At 52.3% G+C, this 14,570-nt stretch carries 17 protein-coding genes and 1 pseudogene; 2 read left to right on the top strand and 16 right to left on the bottom strand.

Annotated elements, in window-relative coordinates; all coding sequences use genetic code 11:
• On the top strand, positions 1-1,458 hold a 1,458-nt coding region (locus tag HUU89_RS11110; protein ID WP_175301784.1), incomplete at its 5' end, for a hypothetical protein.
• 13 nt (positions 1,459-1,471) lie between these two features.
• Positions 1,472-1,849 carry an ASCH domain-containing protein gene (locus HUU89_RS11105; RefSeq protein ID WP_158096690.1) on the top strand — a complete coding sequence of 126 codons (378 nt, stop codon included), beginning with the start codon at positions 1,472-1,474 and terminating at the stop codon, positions 1,847-1,849.
• A 58-nt stretch (positions 1,850-1,907) separates the two neighbouring features.
• On the opposite strand, the gene HUU89_RS11100 is transcribed toward HUU89_RS11105, so the two are convergent.
• The 16 genes and pseudogenes from HUU89_RS11100 to HUU89_RS11025 all read right to left on the bottom strand — a co-directional run.
• Positions 1,908-2,198 (bottom strand): CD1845 family protein, encoded by a 291-nt coding sequence (locus HUU89_RS11100; RefSeq protein ID WP_175301783.1) that lies wholly within the window; start codon positions 2,196-2,198, stop codon positions 1,908-1,910.
• A 177-nt stretch (positions 2,199-2,375) separates the two neighbouring features.
• A complete protein-coding gene (locus tag HUU89_RS11095; RefSeq protein WP_175301782.1) occupies positions 2,376-3,089 on the bottom strand; it encodes a methyltransferase domain-containing protein in 714 nt (237 codons plus the stop codon).
• Positions 3,090-3,233: 144 nt separating this feature from the next.
• Positions 3,234-3,575: a plasmid mobilization protein gene (locus HUU89_RS11090; protein ID WP_154277157.1), complete on the bottom strand. Its 342-nt coding sequence runs from the start codon at positions 3,573-3,575 to the stop codon at positions 3,234-3,236.
• Positions 3,575-3,757 carry a DUF4316 domain-containing protein gene (locus HUU89_RS11085; protein WP_003500078.1) on the bottom strand — a complete coding sequence of 61 codons (183 nt, stop codon included), beginning with the start codon at positions 3,755-3,757 and terminating at the stop codon, positions 3,575-3,577. Before HUU89_RS11085 ends, HUU89_RS11090 begins: the two co-directional genes overlap by 1 nt.
• A gap of 12 nt (positions 3,758-3,769) precedes the next feature.
• Positions 3,770-4,393 carry a hypothetical protein gene (locus HUU89_RS11080; protein ID WP_175301781.1) on the bottom strand — a complete coding sequence of 208 codons (624 nt, stop codon included), beginning with the start codon at positions 4,391-4,393 and terminating at the stop codon, positions 3,770-3,772.
• A 99-nt stretch (positions 4,394-4,492) separates the two neighbouring features.
• Positions 4,493-4,894 carry a cysteine-rich VLP protein gene (locus HUU89_RS11075; RefSeq protein WP_175301780.1) on the bottom strand — a complete coding sequence of 134 codons (402 nt, stop codon included), beginning with the start codon at positions 4,892-4,894 and terminating at the stop codon, positions 4,493-4,495.
• Between the two features lie 166 nt (positions 4,895-5,060).
• On the bottom strand, positions 5,061-5,732 hold the full coding sequence (locus HUU89_RS11070; protein ID WP_217498478.1) for a DUF4366 domain-containing protein: 672 nt from the start codon (positions 5,730-5,732) through the stop codon (positions 5,061-5,063).
• Positions 5,719-5,985, bottom strand: a complete 267-nt coding sequence (locus HUU89_RS11065; protein ID WP_175301779.1) for a DUF4315 family protein — start codon at positions 5,983-5,985, stop codon at positions 5,719-5,721. The genes HUU89_RS11070 and HUU89_RS11065 overlap by 14 nt, the downstream gene beginning before the upstream one ends.
• 22 nt (positions 5,986-6,007) lie before the next feature.
• Positions 6,008-7,675 carry a C40 family peptidase gene (locus tag HUU89_RS11060; RefSeq protein ID WP_175301778.1) on the bottom strand — a complete coding sequence of 556 codons (1,668 nt, stop codon included), beginning with the start codon at positions 7,673-7,675 and terminating at the stop codon, positions 6,008-6,010.
• Positions 7,676-7,954: 279 nt separating this feature from the next.
• A complete protein-coding gene (locus HUU89_RS11055) occupies positions 7,955-10,384 on the bottom strand; it encodes a VirB4-like conjugal transfer ATPase, CD1110 family (protein WP_074441079.1) in 2,430 nt (809 codons plus the stop codon).
• Entirely contained in the window at positions 10,302-10,688 is a 387-nt protein-coding gene (locus tag HUU89_RS11050; protein ID WP_003500106.1) for a PrgI family protein, read from the bottom strand. The genes HUU89_RS11055 and HUU89_RS11050 overlap by 83 nt, the downstream gene beginning before the upstream one ends.
• 44 nt (positions 10,689-10,732) lie before the next feature.
• A complete protein-coding gene (locus HUU89_RS11045) occupies positions 10,733-11,353 on the bottom strand; it encodes a DUF7007 domain-containing protein (RefSeq protein WP_227358979.1) in 621 nt (206 codons plus the stop codon).
• Positions 11,354-11,395: 42 nt separating this feature from the next.
• The gene (locus tag HUU89_RS11040; protein ID WP_175301777.1) at positions 11,396-12,037 is read right to left on the bottom strand and encodes a septation protein SpoVG family protein; all 642 of its coding nucleotides are present in this window, start codon (positions 12,035-12,037) and stop codon (positions 11,396-11,398) included.
• Between the two features lie 42 nt (positions 12,038-12,079).
• The gene (locus HUU89_RS11035; protein ID WP_005927637.1) at positions 12,080-12,946 is read right to left on the bottom strand and encodes a VirB6/TrbL-like conjugal transfer protein, CD1112 family; all 867 of its coding nucleotides are present in this window, start codon (positions 12,944-12,946) and stop codon (positions 12,080-12,082) included.
• A 40-nt stretch (positions 12,947-12,986) separates the two neighbouring features.
• Positions 12,987-13,202 (bottom strand): Maff2 family mobile element protein, encoded by a 216-nt coding sequence (locus HUU89_RS11030; RefSeq protein WP_016306504.1) that lies wholly within the window; start codon positions 13,200-13,202, stop codon positions 12,987-12,989.
• Positions 13,203-13,291: 89 nt separating this feature from the next.
• A pseudogene (locus HUU89_RS11025) lies at positions 13,292-14,482 on the bottom strand (VirD4-like conjugal transfer protein, CD1115 family); the annotation flags it as partial.
• Between the last annotated feature and the right edge of the window lie 88 nt (positions 14,483-14,570).

Genomic DNA, 14,570 nt, shown 5'->3' with positions numbered 1-14,570 from the left:
TTATTATACATGAATTCCTTGAGAATAAGGTGTCAACTTTATTTATACAACATCAATCCATACTCTATATCCGAAATAAAAAAATATCGAGATCCAGAAACGCAAGAGGCCATTTCGGTAAAGCTGGAATCATATGAGGTAATCAAAACCATTAAGGAACCAGACGATTCTTTTTTAGAATTGATCGGAATTCCGGAAAAATCGCAAAATGACATGATTGATGATTGCCTATTGTTTGAAGTATATTCAAACAGAGTTGACATACTAATCACGGAGGATCGGAGACTAAGAAATAAAGCTATAAAGCTAGGTTTAAGTGATAGAGTTTTTTCAATAAATGCATTTATCAGTGCAGCGACGGCTGAAAACCCAAGTCTCATTGAATATAAAATGCTTGCCGTTGAAAAAACCTATTTCGGAAATGTTGATTTAACCGATTCTTTCTTTGACAGTTTCCGTATCGCTTATCCAGGATTTGATAAGTGGTTTGCTCGCAAGTGCGATGAAGAAGCTTACATATGTAATACGGATGCTGGAAAAGTACTGGGATTCCTCTACTTAAAAACAGAAGGTGTCGATGAGAATTACTCAGATATTGTTCCGCCCTTTAAACCGATGCGTAGATTAAAAGTAGGAACATTTAAAGTTGAATCTACCGGATTTAGGTTGGGTGAGCGTTTTGTTAAAATTATTTTTGACAATGCCTTACAACGCAATGTTGACGAAATTTATGTAACACTCTATACAGATAGAGAAGAACTGTCCGCTTTGGCTGCATTACTGAAAAGGTGGGGCTTCACTGAATATGGAGTAAAAATTGGAAATGGGAAAGAAGAACAAGTTTTAGTAAAAAGGATGAAAGATTTTGATCATAATATTTCTTTTCGCAAAAACTTTCCCAACATTCAGTATGATTGCAATAAGTATATTTTGCCGATTTTCCCACAATATCACACCACACTACTCCCGGATTCCAAACTGAACAACGAGAATAAAATTGATTTTCTCGGAAGAGAACCTCATAGGTATGCATTACAAAAGGTCTATATCTCGTGGGCTCCCGGAAATGGTGTAAAGCCCGGTGATCTAATTCTGTTTTATCGAACAGGCCCCGAAGGTTCAAATAAAAAATATACTTCGGTTGTTACAACAGTCGCTATGGTGGATGAAATTATTAGCAATATTCATTCTCAGGAGGAACTGCTTAGTATCTGTCAGAATCGAAGTGTCTTTTCTACCGAAGAATTGAAAGGCTTTTGGCGTGATCATAGGCGTAATTTAAAAGTTTTAAAATTTATATTTGTCAAAAGCCTGAGCAAAAGATTAACATTGGGCTACCTTTGGGACCATGACATTGTGTGTGCTCCAAGGGGGCCTAGATCGTTTATGAAATTGAGTGATGAACAGTATAATCAGATTATGCACGATTCTGAGACGGAAATTAAGTATGTAGAATGATGAGGATTTAATTTTGAAGGCGATTCTATTATCAATAAAACCAGAATATGTTGATAGGATATTGGCTGGTACAAAAAAATATGAATATCGTAAACGGCTAGCACGAAGTAACAGTTCTGTTCTACTTGTATATAGCACATCTCCGGTAATGAAAGTAGTGGCAAAAGTTGAAATACTGGGGACTATTTGTGCAGCTCCCTCCACCTTATGGGAACAGACTAAAAGTAACGCGGGCATTAGCAGAAAAAAATATCGGGAATATTTTCATGGGTGCAAAACAGCATACGCCTATGAATTAGGAAAAGTGGAAATATTTGATCCTCCACGAGATTTATTAGATTACAATATCACACTTGCCCCGCAATCTTTTTCGTATGTAGATATAGAATAAAGCAGGAAAGGGTGGCCTCAAGTCACCCTTTCCTGCTTCGGGCCATGCTGACCCGAAGTTAACTTGTCAGAAACCGGTACAGAGCGGATTTGCCTCCGTCCAGCGCCCAGAGAAGGGAGCCCGCCGCCGCTTGCAGTCCATACGGCGAAAGAAGGAAGGCAAGAAACAGAAATACAATCCCGCCTATGGGCGTCGGCGTGAAAAAGAGAGCGATACCCAGCACCACCAGGATCACAGAGGCAATCGTCAGCAGGACGGCACAAATATCAAACAGGAACACCAGCAGAGCCGCCAGAAGGGACAACGCCAGAGCGAAGGGCGCAACCAATATTTTCAGCAGTATCTTCATCTTCAAAACCTCCTTTATCTATCCTTCCTACCTCTATTTTATCATGCCTGCCCGGGGACATAAATGTTGCGAAAGATTAGTAAATCCTGTCCCAAAACTTCGGGTCATGCTGGCCCGAAGGGAAATAAACAAGGGAGTACCTACTGGCACTCCCTTGTTTATGCGTATTCAAAATCATTATTGCATTAGTATCGAAACGAACACAATATCCAAGAAATTCTCTGTGTTTACAACACCATTGGTTGCTAACATGCGACCTCCTTTTGATATAGTTAGCGCATTTTGATTTGCATATATAATTTCTTTGTATCCAAATTCATCCCTTAGTGTCTTGTAATACGGGTCGTTCTGTTCATTGAGGGTTTCAGCCCCTCTATCGACAATATGAACAGCTACTTGCTTTGCCTTAGCTAATCTGCACGTTTCCCATAAAATCAACTCTGAATATGACGATTCAGGGTTTTGCACTATCTGAAATCTATTCAAACCATATTCAAGCATATATGGAAGATAGTATTCGATCATTTCTTTGCTCCAATAAGAGCCAACATTCCAGCAGAGTACAACATCAAATTCAAATGTAGAAGTAATCCTACTTCTAAAAGAATCTTCCGCAATATCTCCCTCTATAAATATTACGCTATCTTCTGCAATACCTCTATTCAAAAGTAATTGCTTTGCTTTTGCAATACAATCACGATTTTTATCAATCGCAATTACTTTGTGTCCGTTTTCGACTAATGCCAGTGTACTGTATCCAGTACCACATCCAACTTCGACAACGGTTTGGAATTTATTTATTCTCTGTGCCATCCAAGAGTAATAACCCTTTTCATAAAAGAATTGAGCGCTTATATCCCATTGATTTGCATAATTTTTTGTATTGTTCATTTTTGTTCCCCTATCCATCTTGAGGTTTTTTATTTTAGTCTACACCTGAACGCTATCTCCGTCAATCCTCGGGCCAGCATATCCCGAAGTGGTAAAAAAAGAGCAGAGCGGCAAGCCCCGCAACGGAAGCCTGCCGCCCTCGTCTTACTTTGCCACCAGCTCGGAAAGCTCCCGCAGCACCTTTGACACCTCGCCCCATAACTTTTCATAGTCCCGCTTCAATCCGTCGATTTCCTCCGGGTACACGCCATAGGTGTGTGCGTGTACGGCAACCTGATTGAGATTGTTGGAACAGCGCCGTTGCAGAGAGATCAGCTCTTTTACGGGCGTAAGGTCGATGTGCAGGATATACCCGTTCAGAGCCATTTTCCGTACATAAGCCCCGGCGTTGGAAATGCCCGCCTCGGTCATCCGCTCATGGATGGCCGCCAGCTCGTCCGGCGTTACCATAACGTGCAGATGGACATTCCGTTTGCGGTTCTCCATCAGCGTTCCAGTTCCCGGCCTTTCCGGCGCTCTTTGGGCTCCTTTACCTTGTCCAGCGGCTTTGCGTCCAGCTCCGGGGGCGTGGGCGGGATGGGCGTATTGTTGGGTACGCCGTCGATCATGTTGCAGTTCTGCTCCGTGGAGAGCTCGGCGGTTTTCAGATAGTTGTCTTTTTCGTGCATAACGATCCTCCTTTATCGTTCCTCATGGTTTTTATGGCTCCGCTTCTGGCCGGGCTCCTTCGGGGGTTTCTGCCCTCTGGTTCCTTCTTTAAGCCGGGCGGTAATGGATGGGCGCACCCGGTCAGGATTGCCCGGTGCTGGTTTCAGCTCGTAGTCCTCCATCTGCTTTTCGGTCAGCGGCTTTGCATAGGTCAGTTCGCCCCATGCCATCAGCCTGCCGTCTGCCACAGGACGCCGCCTGTCGTCATCGTAGTTGACGATGGAAAGAGGCTGGTTATCCGGCGGCTTCGGGTAAGTTCCTATGTCCACGGGCCGCTGGGTGGAATAATAGCGGTAAACGCCCTCCGGTCCCAGCTCGGTATGCTTGACCGCCGCATGGTAAAGCTGCTGATAGTCGTCCACCCGGCGGTCAAAGTCCCTCTGCGCCCACGCCTGACTGGTTCCATAGCGACCCCAGTAGTAATCCCGATGGCCGTTTTCCCCCTCGGTAAACTGCCAGGTCACAAAGGGGCTCGGCGCTCCCGGATTATGCCCCAGCGCAAAGCCGTGTCCGGTTTCAAAGGTGGCAGCTTTCAAAATCACATATCCTTGTACGGTCTCCAAGAGATACCTCCTTTCTGTGCCTCGGGCTAACATGACCCGAAGTGCTGGATGTTACGAAATAAGAGGGCAGACCGGGGAGGAATGTAATAAGATATTCCCACCCCGGAAACACCCTCAAAAAAGCCTGAAATGTCAAGCCTTTGGAGGCGGCAAATCGTAACAGCCGCCCGGCCTTTTCTCCCGCATTTTCCTCATGCGTTCCCGGCTTTTCCGGCGGTTCCCTTCGGCCTTGCAGGCGTCGGAACAGTAGGCTTGACGCCCCTCGGGCAGAAATGCCTTTCCGCAGACCGCACAGGCCCGCAGCTCCGGGGAGATGCCTTCCGTTGTCAGCGCCGCTTGAAGCTCCGGGTCAAGGGACAGGACAGCCTCACGGAAATAACGGCAGTATGCCCCTGTCCAGCACTTGTGCAGCATATAGCAGGCACAGTCAAGAGGAAGGCACAGGCTGCTTTCCCGGTCATAGTTGGCACACATCCCCGTGACCAGAGAACGGATTTTCTTCTTCTCGTCACGGGTCAGCTCCCGGGCGTCCATTTAAGACTTCGGGCCACGATGGCCCGAAGGGCGGGGCTCCACGATCAGCGCCCGGAACTTCTTCCGGCACTGTTTTTTCTTTCCTTTGCACTCCTTGTAGTAACGGCATCCCTTACAAGGGTCGTCATTGTCCCAGCCGGGGTGCGGTACTTCCTTCATCATTCGTTCAAAAGGGCTGCTTGTAAAATTCATTCTCATTCCTCCGTATCTTCCTCCCACGGCGGGGTATCTTCGTCCTCGGGTTCCTCTGCGATCCCCTCCAGCTCCCCGTCCTCATATTCGCAGTAATCATCTTCCAAATCCGGGGCCTCATGCTTCGGCTTGTAAATCTTGAAATAGTAACCAATCCCACCGCCGGCACCACCGCGCCGATCAGGAGCAGAGAGAGAAGGGGGCTGTCCTTTTTCTCCGGCTCGGGTTCCGGTACTTCATCCACAGGTTCGGTGGGCTTTGGCTCTGGCTCCGGGGTCACTTCTTTGGGCGGTTCCTTGCCCTGTTCGGCAAGAGGAAGAAGGTCGTCTGTGGTAACGCTATTGAGGAAATAGACGTTCTCGCTGGTTTTCTGTTTGTCGATCACCAGATAAAACACGCTCTCGTCTGCGGTGGTGATGGTGTAGAACTCCTTTCCATCCTCGTCGGTGGCGTTGTCCACCACGGTTCCCGTCCCGTCCGGGGTAAAGGGGTTCTGGGTTTCCGGCTCTGCTTCGGTTTCTGCCGGGGCGGGAGCTGTCTCCGGCTGCGGCTCGCTGCTCTGTGCATAGGCCGGAACCGTAAAGATCAGGCAACACAAAAGGCTGGCAGACATCGCCGCCAGCCTGCGGTATTTAGTTTTCTTCATGGGCTGTGTCCTCCTTTTCGGGTGCCTCCGGCTTCGGGTCAGTATGGCCCGAAGCGGTAAGGCTGTTTTTGGGGTCATTCAGAAAAGCCATAAGCTGGGCGGGCGTCAATTTGAGGGAGCGCACCGCCTGCACGATCTGGCTGTTTTCTTCCTCCTGTTTCTGCTTTTCCAGCTCCCGGATTTTGGCCTGCCACTCGGCAGCCTTCTCCCGGGCTTTTTCCAGTTCCTTATCGAGCTTGTCGAGCTTGTTCATGCAAGGACTCCTTTCCTCTGGCTCACAAACGCCCGAAGGCATAGAAATGTGTTTGCCAGTAGCTTGAATTGATGTTTGCGTATTGGATGGGCGACCCACAATGGAGCATCATCCCGTCGCCCACATAAATCCCGACATGGGACACAGGGCCGGGGCTGTCATAGGTTCCCGTGAAAAAGATAATATCGCCGGGCTTTGCCTCGGAGGGAGAAATGATGGCACACTGGTTATAAATGCCCTGCGCCGTGGTACGGGGCAGGTTGTGGACGCCGCTGGCCGTGTACACCCAGCAGACAAAGCCCGAACAGTCAAAGGAGGTGGACGGGCTGGAGCCGCCCCACACATAGGGCCAGCCGATGTACTTTGTGGCTTCTTCCATGAGCGCCGCAAAAGCCGGGTCATCCAGCGCCTCGCCGGGTATCTCATAGCTGGGGCCGGTATCTTCGCCGCCGTTGTAAATCCCTTCCCACAGATAGGGTTTGTTGCCCTTGAGCTGCTGCATAACGGTGTAGATTTCCCGCTGCTGTTCGTTAAGCCTCGGCAGGATCACGGCAGGCAGCGTTTTGTTTGTGAGGGTCACATTGAGAATGTAATACTTATAGGGGACTTCCTCGGTGGTGGTTTCCCCGGTCTCCGGGTCGGTGCTGGTTTCTGTGCGGTAGCGTATCTCGACTTCCTCCGTCAAGGTAAGCTCATACTGTGCCTCGAAAATCTCCCGCAGTTCGTCCTGCACCTGTTCCCGGAAATACACATGGTATTTTGCCGAGAGATAGGACGCCAGCTCATAGGGGTTATGGCCGATCTCGTCCACGGAATAGCGGTACTCGTCATAGCCGGGATGGGTGCTTTCGATGTTCGCTACCGTCTGCGCCAGCTCGTTTTCCAGTGCCGTGTAGTCCTCGTCCACCCCCAGCAGGTCCGTATCCTCCGAGGCGTAGGAGGTGCCGGATAACGCATTGGCAAGGCCGCTGCCAAGCGTGGGAAAGATAGAGCTTACCGCCGACACAAGAAAACAGAGCAGCAACAGCAGGAGCAGGACCAGCACCGCCACGGGATGACGGGTCACAAACTGCGCCGCCCGACGGGTCGCAGTTCCCGAAGCGGCAGCGGTTTTCTTTGCGGCCTTTGCGCCCTGTTTTGCAGCCGCCTTTGCTTCTTTGGAATACCGGCGTTTCAGTTTCCATTTCTGCTGCACACGGGAAAGCGGATTGCTGGCAAGTTCCGGGTGCTCGGAGGCCATCTTTTGAAAATCCACATTGGCCCGGGCTTTTATGTCCTTCCGTTCCCACTTTGCCACCTTCCGGGCTGGGTGTTCCCGCCAGCGGCGTTTGGCATAGCGGGTCAGTTTCCGGGCTCCGGTCTCTGCGGCCAGCTCGGATTTATGGGCTCCTTCCACACCCACATTTTCATGCTCAACCTCGTGTATCTTGTTGTGGACATAGAACCACGCTTCTGTACGGGCTCCCCGGACTGCCTTTTTTGCAAGCCCCGGCGGCTTCTTCGCTGCCCGTTTTGCCTCGGTCTTGTCCAGTTTCTCCCGGGCCTTTCCCAGCTTTTCCCCGGCGTGTTCCGCTTTTGCCTGTGCTTTCTGGTACTTGTCCTTTTTGCTCCCGGCCTTCTCGGCGGAGCCCTCCGGCTCCTGTGCCTTGCCGGTATCCTGCGGCCCGCCCGCTTCATCTTCCTGCCTCATGCGGTCAGAGGGACGGCTTTTCCGGCTGTCCTCTTGAAACTTACCGCTTTTGGACTTCGGGCCATTGTGGCCCGAAGGACTGTCCTGCCCGGTATCCTCGTCCTTAAACCGCAGGCGTCGGGATGGTGCGGGGGAAGGCCCTTCCCGTTCAGCCGGTCCGGGGCGATTGCTCCCGGTATCCTCCGTCGGCCCCGGCCTTTGAAAATTCCGTTTATCCGGTCTCTTTCCGATGATGTATCCCTCCTTTCCAAACCTCGGGCCATCATGGCCCGAAGTGCGTTATGCCCGGTTCATTTCCTGTTTTTTGTCCTCCGGGCGGGTGGTCATAATGGCGTACAGCTCGGTATTCTGCGGGAAGCGGTCAACAAACGGGATGGTGGTATTCCCGAAGAACAGCAGCCCTTCGCCGGAATTGGTATGGGTCACATAGGAAAGCTGGTGGGGGCTGATCCCAAGCTGTTTGGCTAAAATCTGCCGGTCCCCCTGTGCCTGCGAGAGCAGCACAAGGAAGTCCGAGTTTTCAAAGATGTTCTCGATCTCCGGGCTTGCCAGAAAATCCTTCACGTTCTGCGTTAAAGCACTGGGAACGCACCCTTTTTTTCGCAGCATTTTCCAGATCGCCACACAGTAGCTTGCCGTCAGCCGGTCACGGAGCAGCACATGGAACTCGTCGAAGTAGCACCATGTAGCGATACCGCGGAGGAAATTCATGGACACCTGCGAGTTTACCAAGTCCTGCATAATGAGCATGGCAATCGTCCGAAGTCCGGCCCCCAGCTTTTTTAAGTCAAGGCATACCAGACGGCGGTTCAGGTCCACATTGGTTTCATGGTTGAACACGTTAAGGGAACCCGACACATAGATTTCAAGGGCTGTTGCCAGCCGTACCGCCTCGCCCTCGGGCTGGGAACAGAGTAGGTCATACAGGGTTTGGAGGGTCGGCATTTTGCTTGTTTCCGGGTTCTGCAAATGCTCCCGGTACATCTGGCGCACACAGCGGTCAATGACGGTCCGTTCCACCGGCTGCAAGCCGTCCTTGCCGCCGACGATTAGTTCCATCAGCGACAGGATAAAGTCGGCTTTCAGCGCCATCGGGTTTTCCTCGTCGAAGCTCAAATCAATGTCCATCGGGTTAATGTGGTGCGGGCTGTCCGGGGCGATCTCGATGACCTGTCCGCCCAGCCGCTTGATAAGGGGCGAGTATTCGCCCATCGGGTCCACCACGATAATCCGGTCACGGGTAGCAAGGAACACATTCACAAGCTCCCGCTTTGCGGCAAAGGATTTGCCGGAACCCGGCACACCGAGGAACAGGCCGTTGGGGTTTTTGAGCTTCTTCCGGTTTGCCATGATGACGTTATGGGAAAGAGCGTTGAGCCCGTAATAGACGGCCTCGCCGTCCATGCGGAGCTCCTGCGTCATAAAGGGAACGAAAATAGCCGTGGAGCTGGTGGTCATGCCGCGCTTGATCTCAATGCCGTTATGGCCCAGCGGAAGGCTGGAAAGAAAACCGTCCTCCTGCTGGAAGTCCAGCCGCTTCAAGGTGCAGTTGTATTTCTGGACGATACCGGACACCGTGAACAGGTCGTTGTCCAGCTCCCGGCGGGTCGGGGCCATGTTTACCACAAGGAAGGTCAGAAGGAACATTCTTTCATTCCGGCTCTGTAAATCTTCCAGAAGGGTCTTTGCGTCGTTGCTGTACGTTACAAGGTCGGGCGGAAGTATGTCCATATCGTACCCTGACCGAGCTGCCTTCTTTTGTTCCTCCACCTTCATCTTGTCAATGTCGGAGACTTTGGCCTTGATAGATTTCACGGCGGCGGCCTGATCGACGGTTTGGATATGGAGAGTGATGGTCATTTCCGCGTCCATTTCCAAAAGCTCCGCCAGCAGCTTGTCCGAGAGCTCCGAGGCCAAAATCTGCAAGTAGGAGGCAGCGCCCCAAGTCGTCCCCACCCGGAACAGACGGCTGAAACGAAAATCGAAACTGTCCGGGGCGATAAAGTCTTTGGTGGAAAGCCCGGTTTTGGGGATCATATCCCATGAAAACCGGAAGGGGGAGCCGCTGCCGGGGTGAAGCTGCCCATGAAGAAGCTCCAGCCGTTCCAGCCCCGAAAGGGATCGGCACTTGACGCCCAGCTTTTTGAAGTTCCCGCAAATGTCCGCCTCTACACGTTCCAGCCTTGCCCTGGCGGTGGAAAGGTCGTCCACATTCACGCCGAAGGTCAGGAGCTTTGTGCGGACAATGCCGTTGTTGCTTTTGGCGATCTGGTTTTCCAGCATTTCCACATACTCACACCGGACGCTGTTGTAATCATCGTCCTGCATGGGGATGTTCACGCTGTACCGGCTGCCCGGGCGGCTCCGGTGGTTGAGGAAGGAAAGCTGGAACGGAAGGCTGCTGTCAAAGTAGTTGAGGCAGGCGCTCCACCCGTCAAAGATGGCTGCCTGATCTTCGGACTGTGCGAGCTGGTAGTTGATGTCCTCGTATTCAATGGTTTTGGTGTAATAGCGGTCCGCTACCCGGCACACCCCGTCCCGGTACATTTCCCGGTAAGGGAGGGTCTGCTGGGCGGTGGTGGGAATGTTCTTTCCTTTCGTGAACAGGCCGGTAAGGCCCTGCTTTTCAGGCTTTCTGCCTGCGGGCTTTCCGGCCCTTCTGCTGTTTCGCAATCGGCTGCGCCTCCTTTCTGGCGCTAAGCAGCGCATAGAAGTTTTCGGTTTTGTAAGGCCGCACACGGGGATAGAGGAACCGGGTGCGGATGATGTTTTTCAGCACTTTTTCCAGCGGCAGACCGTCTCGTTCATACATAGCCAGAAAGAAGAACGGGAGCATGAGGCCGATCATCAGGAACATGGCGGCGCTGTTCCCGATACTGCCACGGGAAAACAGGTAAGCCGGGAGACCCACCGCCGCCGCGCTGGAAAAACAAACAAGCTGGCGCTTCGTCAGATTGAAGGCCAGCTTTGTCTTGATTTTGGAAAGGTCTTTTGGTACTGGCACATAGGCCATTTTGGTACACCTCCTTTATTGCTTCGGGCCAGCATGACCCGAGGTTATCTTGCGGCCTCTTTGGCCGGGGCTGTGCTGCGGGCAGCTTCGGCGGCCTCTCGTCCGCTCTGCCTTGCCCGCCAGTATTCGGGGTGATACTGCCGGATGGACTGATTGAGTTTTTCTTCAAACTGTCCTTTGTCCTTAATGCGGTCAGGGATTTTCCACAGCTTTTTGTCCAGCAGCTCCCGGAGCACTACGCTTTCCTGTGCGTCCTCCTCATAGCAGATATAGCCCTTGTCCTTGAAGCCGCATTTTTTGGCCGCTGGGGAGAGAACGGCGGCCACCTCGTTTGCCACCATCGTTCCGCCGTGGCTGGCGGTAGATACCAGAAACACCCCCGGACAGAGGGTTTCACAATTCTGCACCTCGCCCCACGGGGAGCTTTTCGGCGCATGGAACATTCCGCCCGTCCGGCTCCGGTCCGCCTGCATGAGCGCCGCCTTTTCCAAGATGGCTTTCAGTTCTGGGGAAAAATAGGCATATTCCCGAAGGACACGGGCAGCCTCCCCGCCGCAGGCGTTCATCAACAGGGTATAGGCGTCGCTGTCCGCTTTGGTACAGCGGCCCAGCAGTTTTCCGTCGTAATAGCAGGCCGCGTCATAGCCCGTCCGTTTGCGTGGCATGGTTCCCGCCTCCTTTCTGCTTCGTGCCAGCATGGCCCGAGGTCAACGCTCTGCACCGCGGCTGGGCTTTTCCTTCGGAGGCCGCTCTGCCTTTGCCTGTTCGGCAGCCGCTTTTCCGGCTTTGAGCTGGTCGCTGATGGACGCACGCCCCACAGAGCCGCGCTCCGCCATCTGTTCCAGCTTTGCCTCATAGGCTTGCAGAACAGCAGTATTGAGCTGTTCCCGGAACTCCTTTGTGACAGGGTAGGCCATATCCCGATAGCCGCCTTTGCCGTCCGGCTGGCTGGGCATCCCAAGAAAGAGGCCCTTGCTGCCCTGTACGATTTTCAGATTTTCCACCACAAAGCAGTCATTGAATTTCACGCTGGCAAAGCCCATCAGATTTTTCACAGGTTCGATGACCCGCACGCTTACATCCAGCTTCAACGGTGCGGCCGGGGTGGTGTTTGCAACCTTTTCCTGCATGGTTTCCTCCTTTCCGGCGGGAACAAGGTTCCCGTCCTTGTAGTCATAGCCTTCCGCCCGGAGTGCCGCCAGCGTGTCCGCCGATACGAACCCGGACAGTTTCAGATCGGTTTCCACCATAAAGCGCATGGTGTCTGCTTTAGAAAATTCTTCGGGGAGCTTTCCATAGAAAGCCGGGTGCGGCTGTCCGTCCGCACCCTGTTTGTAACGCCGAGGCATACCGCCTCCTTTCCGCTTCGGGTCAGCATGGCCCGAAGTCTCTTAATGGCAGCCGAAGATGGATTTTGCAAGACTGCCTGTTTTGAATAAGGTAAAACACAGCAGCACCGTATATCCCACGCAGCCCCAGATCGCCCCGATGGGGTCGCCGTCGGTGGCGATACTCTGGATCAGCACCGCATAGATGGCGACACAGACTAAGATCAATAGACCTTGAAAGCCCACCGCAAAGAGGGAGCGGAAATAGTTCTGCCCCATGTGTCCGGTTTCCCTGTTGGGGACTGTGGCAAACGGGATAGGCGCTAAACTTGTGAGTAAATAAATTTCAATCATACGGCCATATACGATGACGAAGATCACGATGTTTAAGGCAATCATGGTAAGCTGGATCAGGAAGGACTGGAGCCAGAGTCCGAACAGAGGGCCTAACTCCATCGCCTCAAGCTCTGTCCGCAAACTGTCCAGCACATCCGGCGTGATCTCTGTCCCGTTCTGGATAATGCCCGCTGACTGCTGTATCACATGCTGGCTCACATCAAAGACCGCCAGCACGATATTGAAGGTGTTCGTCAGGATCATCACAGCCACAAAGGTTTTGAACACCCACTTAAAAAACATCCATGTGTCAACTTCATGGAGGTTGTTGCGTTCTATGAGCATCTGTATCAGCTCATAAGTCATTACAAAAGTGAGGATGACCCCGGCGATTGGCAGGATGGCAGTTTCAGAGATCTGTCGTATCATGGAAAAGACCCCGGCGTTCCAGTCCGCCGGGGTCGTGCCTACCTGTGTGGCGATCTCGCCAACGCTCTGATTGACGTTATCGAAAAGGCCATCCAGATTTCCCATGATACCATCGACGAGCAGACCTTTCAGCCATTCAACGATTGCGTCGATGATAAAGTCCATACATCAGCTCCTTTTCTGGAAAAGGGACAACGGGTGACACTTAGCTGAACAGGCCGGACAGCAGAGGGATAAGCTGAAGACCGATCAGAACGACACCGCCGCCCGCCATGAGCTGCTTAATGCCCTGGCTTTTTGCCGCAGGGTTGTCCGACCCGTAACCTTCCAGAAGGTTGATGACGCCCCATACCGCCAGACCAGCGCCAAGAGCCATGACCAGAATTTTAAGAATGTCGATTGCCTGATTGAAAAATTCCATATACGTTCCTCCATTTTGTTTGTTTGATGGTTTTGGGTACAAAAAAAGCCGCCCACATCGGCGGCGCTTCGGGTCATCATGGCCCGAAGTTACACGAACTCGTCGCTGTCCAGATCATCGAAGTTCAATAGGTCAGCTTCTTCGTCTGTGTCGGAGCCATCCACTTCGTACACCGTGTATTCGTCCTCCGGCTTTAGTCTCAATGGCCGGTGGCGGAACAGGCTTTCCAAGCGGAAGGCGTTTTTCTTTTTATCAAATTCGGCTGTGTACTTGTAATTCGGGTGCTTTTTCAAGTCATACTTCGGGGACAGGAAGGGCGGGAGCCCCCGAAGCTGCAAGATACATTTATCCCCGGGCATGGTGGTGATCTCGCTGGTGGTCATCAGCTCCCGGCCAAGCCGCTGCATATTCTGGCTGTAACTTTCAGACTGTCCACGGCTTCGGCCCTCGGTCTGCATAGAGATGGTGGCCTTGCCCAGCCAGTTTTCCGAAATATCCTTTAGGGTGGAAGCCTCCCGGCCTCCGAGGAATACGATACTGTCCATGTTGCCCATGATGGTTTCGGAATGGTCTTTGTACAATGCCTTGCACTGGCTCATTGCCTGATAAAAGAGCGTCAGGCTGATCTCACGGGAGCGGATGACGGCCACGATCTTTTCCAGCCCCGGCACCTGTCCGGTATTGGCTGCCTCGTCCCACAGCACCCGCACATGGTAGGGCAGACGCCCGCCATAGGTGTTGTCAGCCCGTTCACACAGAAGGTTGAACATCTGCGAAAAAGCGAGGGCAACCAAAAAGTTGTAGGTGGTGTCCGTGTCGCTGATAAGAAAGAACAGCGCCGATTTTTCATCCCCCAGCTTATCCAGCTCCAGCTCGTCATAGGACATGATCTCCCGAAGCTGGGGAATATCAAAAGAAGCCAGTCTTGCACCGCAGGAAATCAAGATGCTTTTGGCTGTCTTGCCGCTGGCGAGCTTGTATTTCTTATACTGCCTCACGGCGAAGTGCTGGGGGCTGCGACGTTCCAACCCGTCAAACATATAGTCCACCGCATTTTTGAAGGTTTCGTCATCCTCCCGGACTTCCATGCTGTTTATCATTTCCACCAGCGTATTCATGTTGCGTTCTTCCTCCGGCCCCTCAAAGACGATGTAGGCCACAAGGGCGCAGTACAAGAGGGTTTCAGCTTTAGTCCAGAACTCGTCGCCCTCCTTGCCGTCGCCTTTGGTGTTGGCGATCAGAGCAGTAACGAATTTCAAAACATCGCTTTCCGTCTTGATGTCGGGTAAGAGACTGGCATTACTGCCAGCCCCTCCCCTAAGAACCGTACGTGACAGTTTCCCGTCATACGGCTCAAGCCTATCGTAA

Origin of the sequence: Faecalibacillus sp. H12 (assembly GCF_013361255.1) — a bacterium.
GTDB lineage: Bacteria > Bacillota_I > Bacilli_A > Erysipelotrichales > Coprobacillaceae > Faecalibacillus > Faecalibacillus intestinalis.
The sequence above is the reverse complement of the archived record's forward strand: the minus strand, read 5'-3'. Positions and strand labels throughout refer to the sequence as shown.

What these genes read in the sequence shown, in the direction of transcription:
- HUU89_RS11100 (WP_175301783.1), bottom strand. Translation starts at nt 2,198, where the DNA reads ATGAAGATACTGCTGAAAATATTGGTTGCGCCCTTCGCTCTGGCGTTG.
- HUU89_RS11095 (WP_175301782.1), bottom strand. Translation starts at nt 3,089, where the DNA reads ATGAACAATACAAAAAATTATGCAAATCAATGGGATATAAGCGCTCAA.
- HUU89_RS11055 (WP_074441079.1), bottom strand. Translation starts at nt 10,384, where the DNA reads ATGCGCTGCTTAGCGCCAGAAAGGAGGCGCAGCCGATTGCGAAACAGC.
- HUU89_RS11045 (WP_227358979.1), bottom strand. Translation starts at nt 11,353, where the DNA reads ATGCCACGCAAACGGACGGGCTATGACGCGGCCTGCTATTACGACGGA.
- HUU89_RS11065 (WP_175301779.1), bottom strand. Translation starts at nt 5,985, where the DNA reads ATGAACAAGCTCGACAAGCTCGATAAGGAACTGGAAAAAGCCCGGGAG.
- HUU89_RS11050 (WP_003500106.1), bottom strand. Translation starts at nt 10,688, where the DNA reads ATGGCCTATGTGCCAGTACCAAAAGACCTTTCCAAAATCAAGACAAAG.
- HUU89_RS11075 (WP_175301780.1), bottom strand. Translation starts at nt 4,894, where the DNA reads ATGGACGCCCGGGAGCTGACCCGTGACGAGAAGAAGAAAATCCGTTCT.
- HUU89_RS11030 (WP_016306504.1), bottom strand. Translation starts at nt 13,202, where the DNA reads ATGGAATTTTTCAATCAGGCAATCGACATTCTTAAAATTCTGGTCATG.
- HUU89_RS11080 (WP_175301781.1), bottom strand. Translation starts at nt 4,393, where the DNA reads ATGTTAGCCCGAGGCACAGAAAGGAGGTATCTCTTGGAGACCGTACAA.
- HUU89_RS11085 (WP_003500078.1), bottom strand. Translation starts at nt 3,757, where the DNA reads ATGCACGAAAAAGACAACTATCTGAAAACCGCCGAGCTCTCCACGGAG.
- HUU89_RS11060 (WP_175301778.1), bottom strand. Translation starts at nt 7,675, where the DNA reads ATGAGGCAGGAAGATGAAGCGGGCGGGCCGCAGGATACCGGCAAGGCA.
- HUU89_RS11070 (WP_217498478.1), bottom strand. Translation starts at nt 5,732, where the DNA reads ATGAAGAAAACTAAATACCGCAGGCTGGCGGCGATGTCTGCCAGCCTT.
- HUU89_RS11040 (WP_175301777.1), bottom strand. Translation starts at nt 12,037, where the DNA reads ATGCCTCGGCGTTACAAACAGGGTGCGGACGGACAGCCGCACCCGGCT.
- HUU89_RS11035 (WP_005927637.1), bottom strand. Translation starts at nt 12,946, where the DNA reads ATGGACTTTATCATCGACGCAATCGTTGAATGGCTGAAAGGTCTGCTC.
- HUU89_RS11090 (WP_154277157.1), bottom strand. Translation starts at nt 3,575, where the DNA reads ATGGAGAACCGCAAACGGAATGTCCATCTGCACGTTATGGTAACGCCG.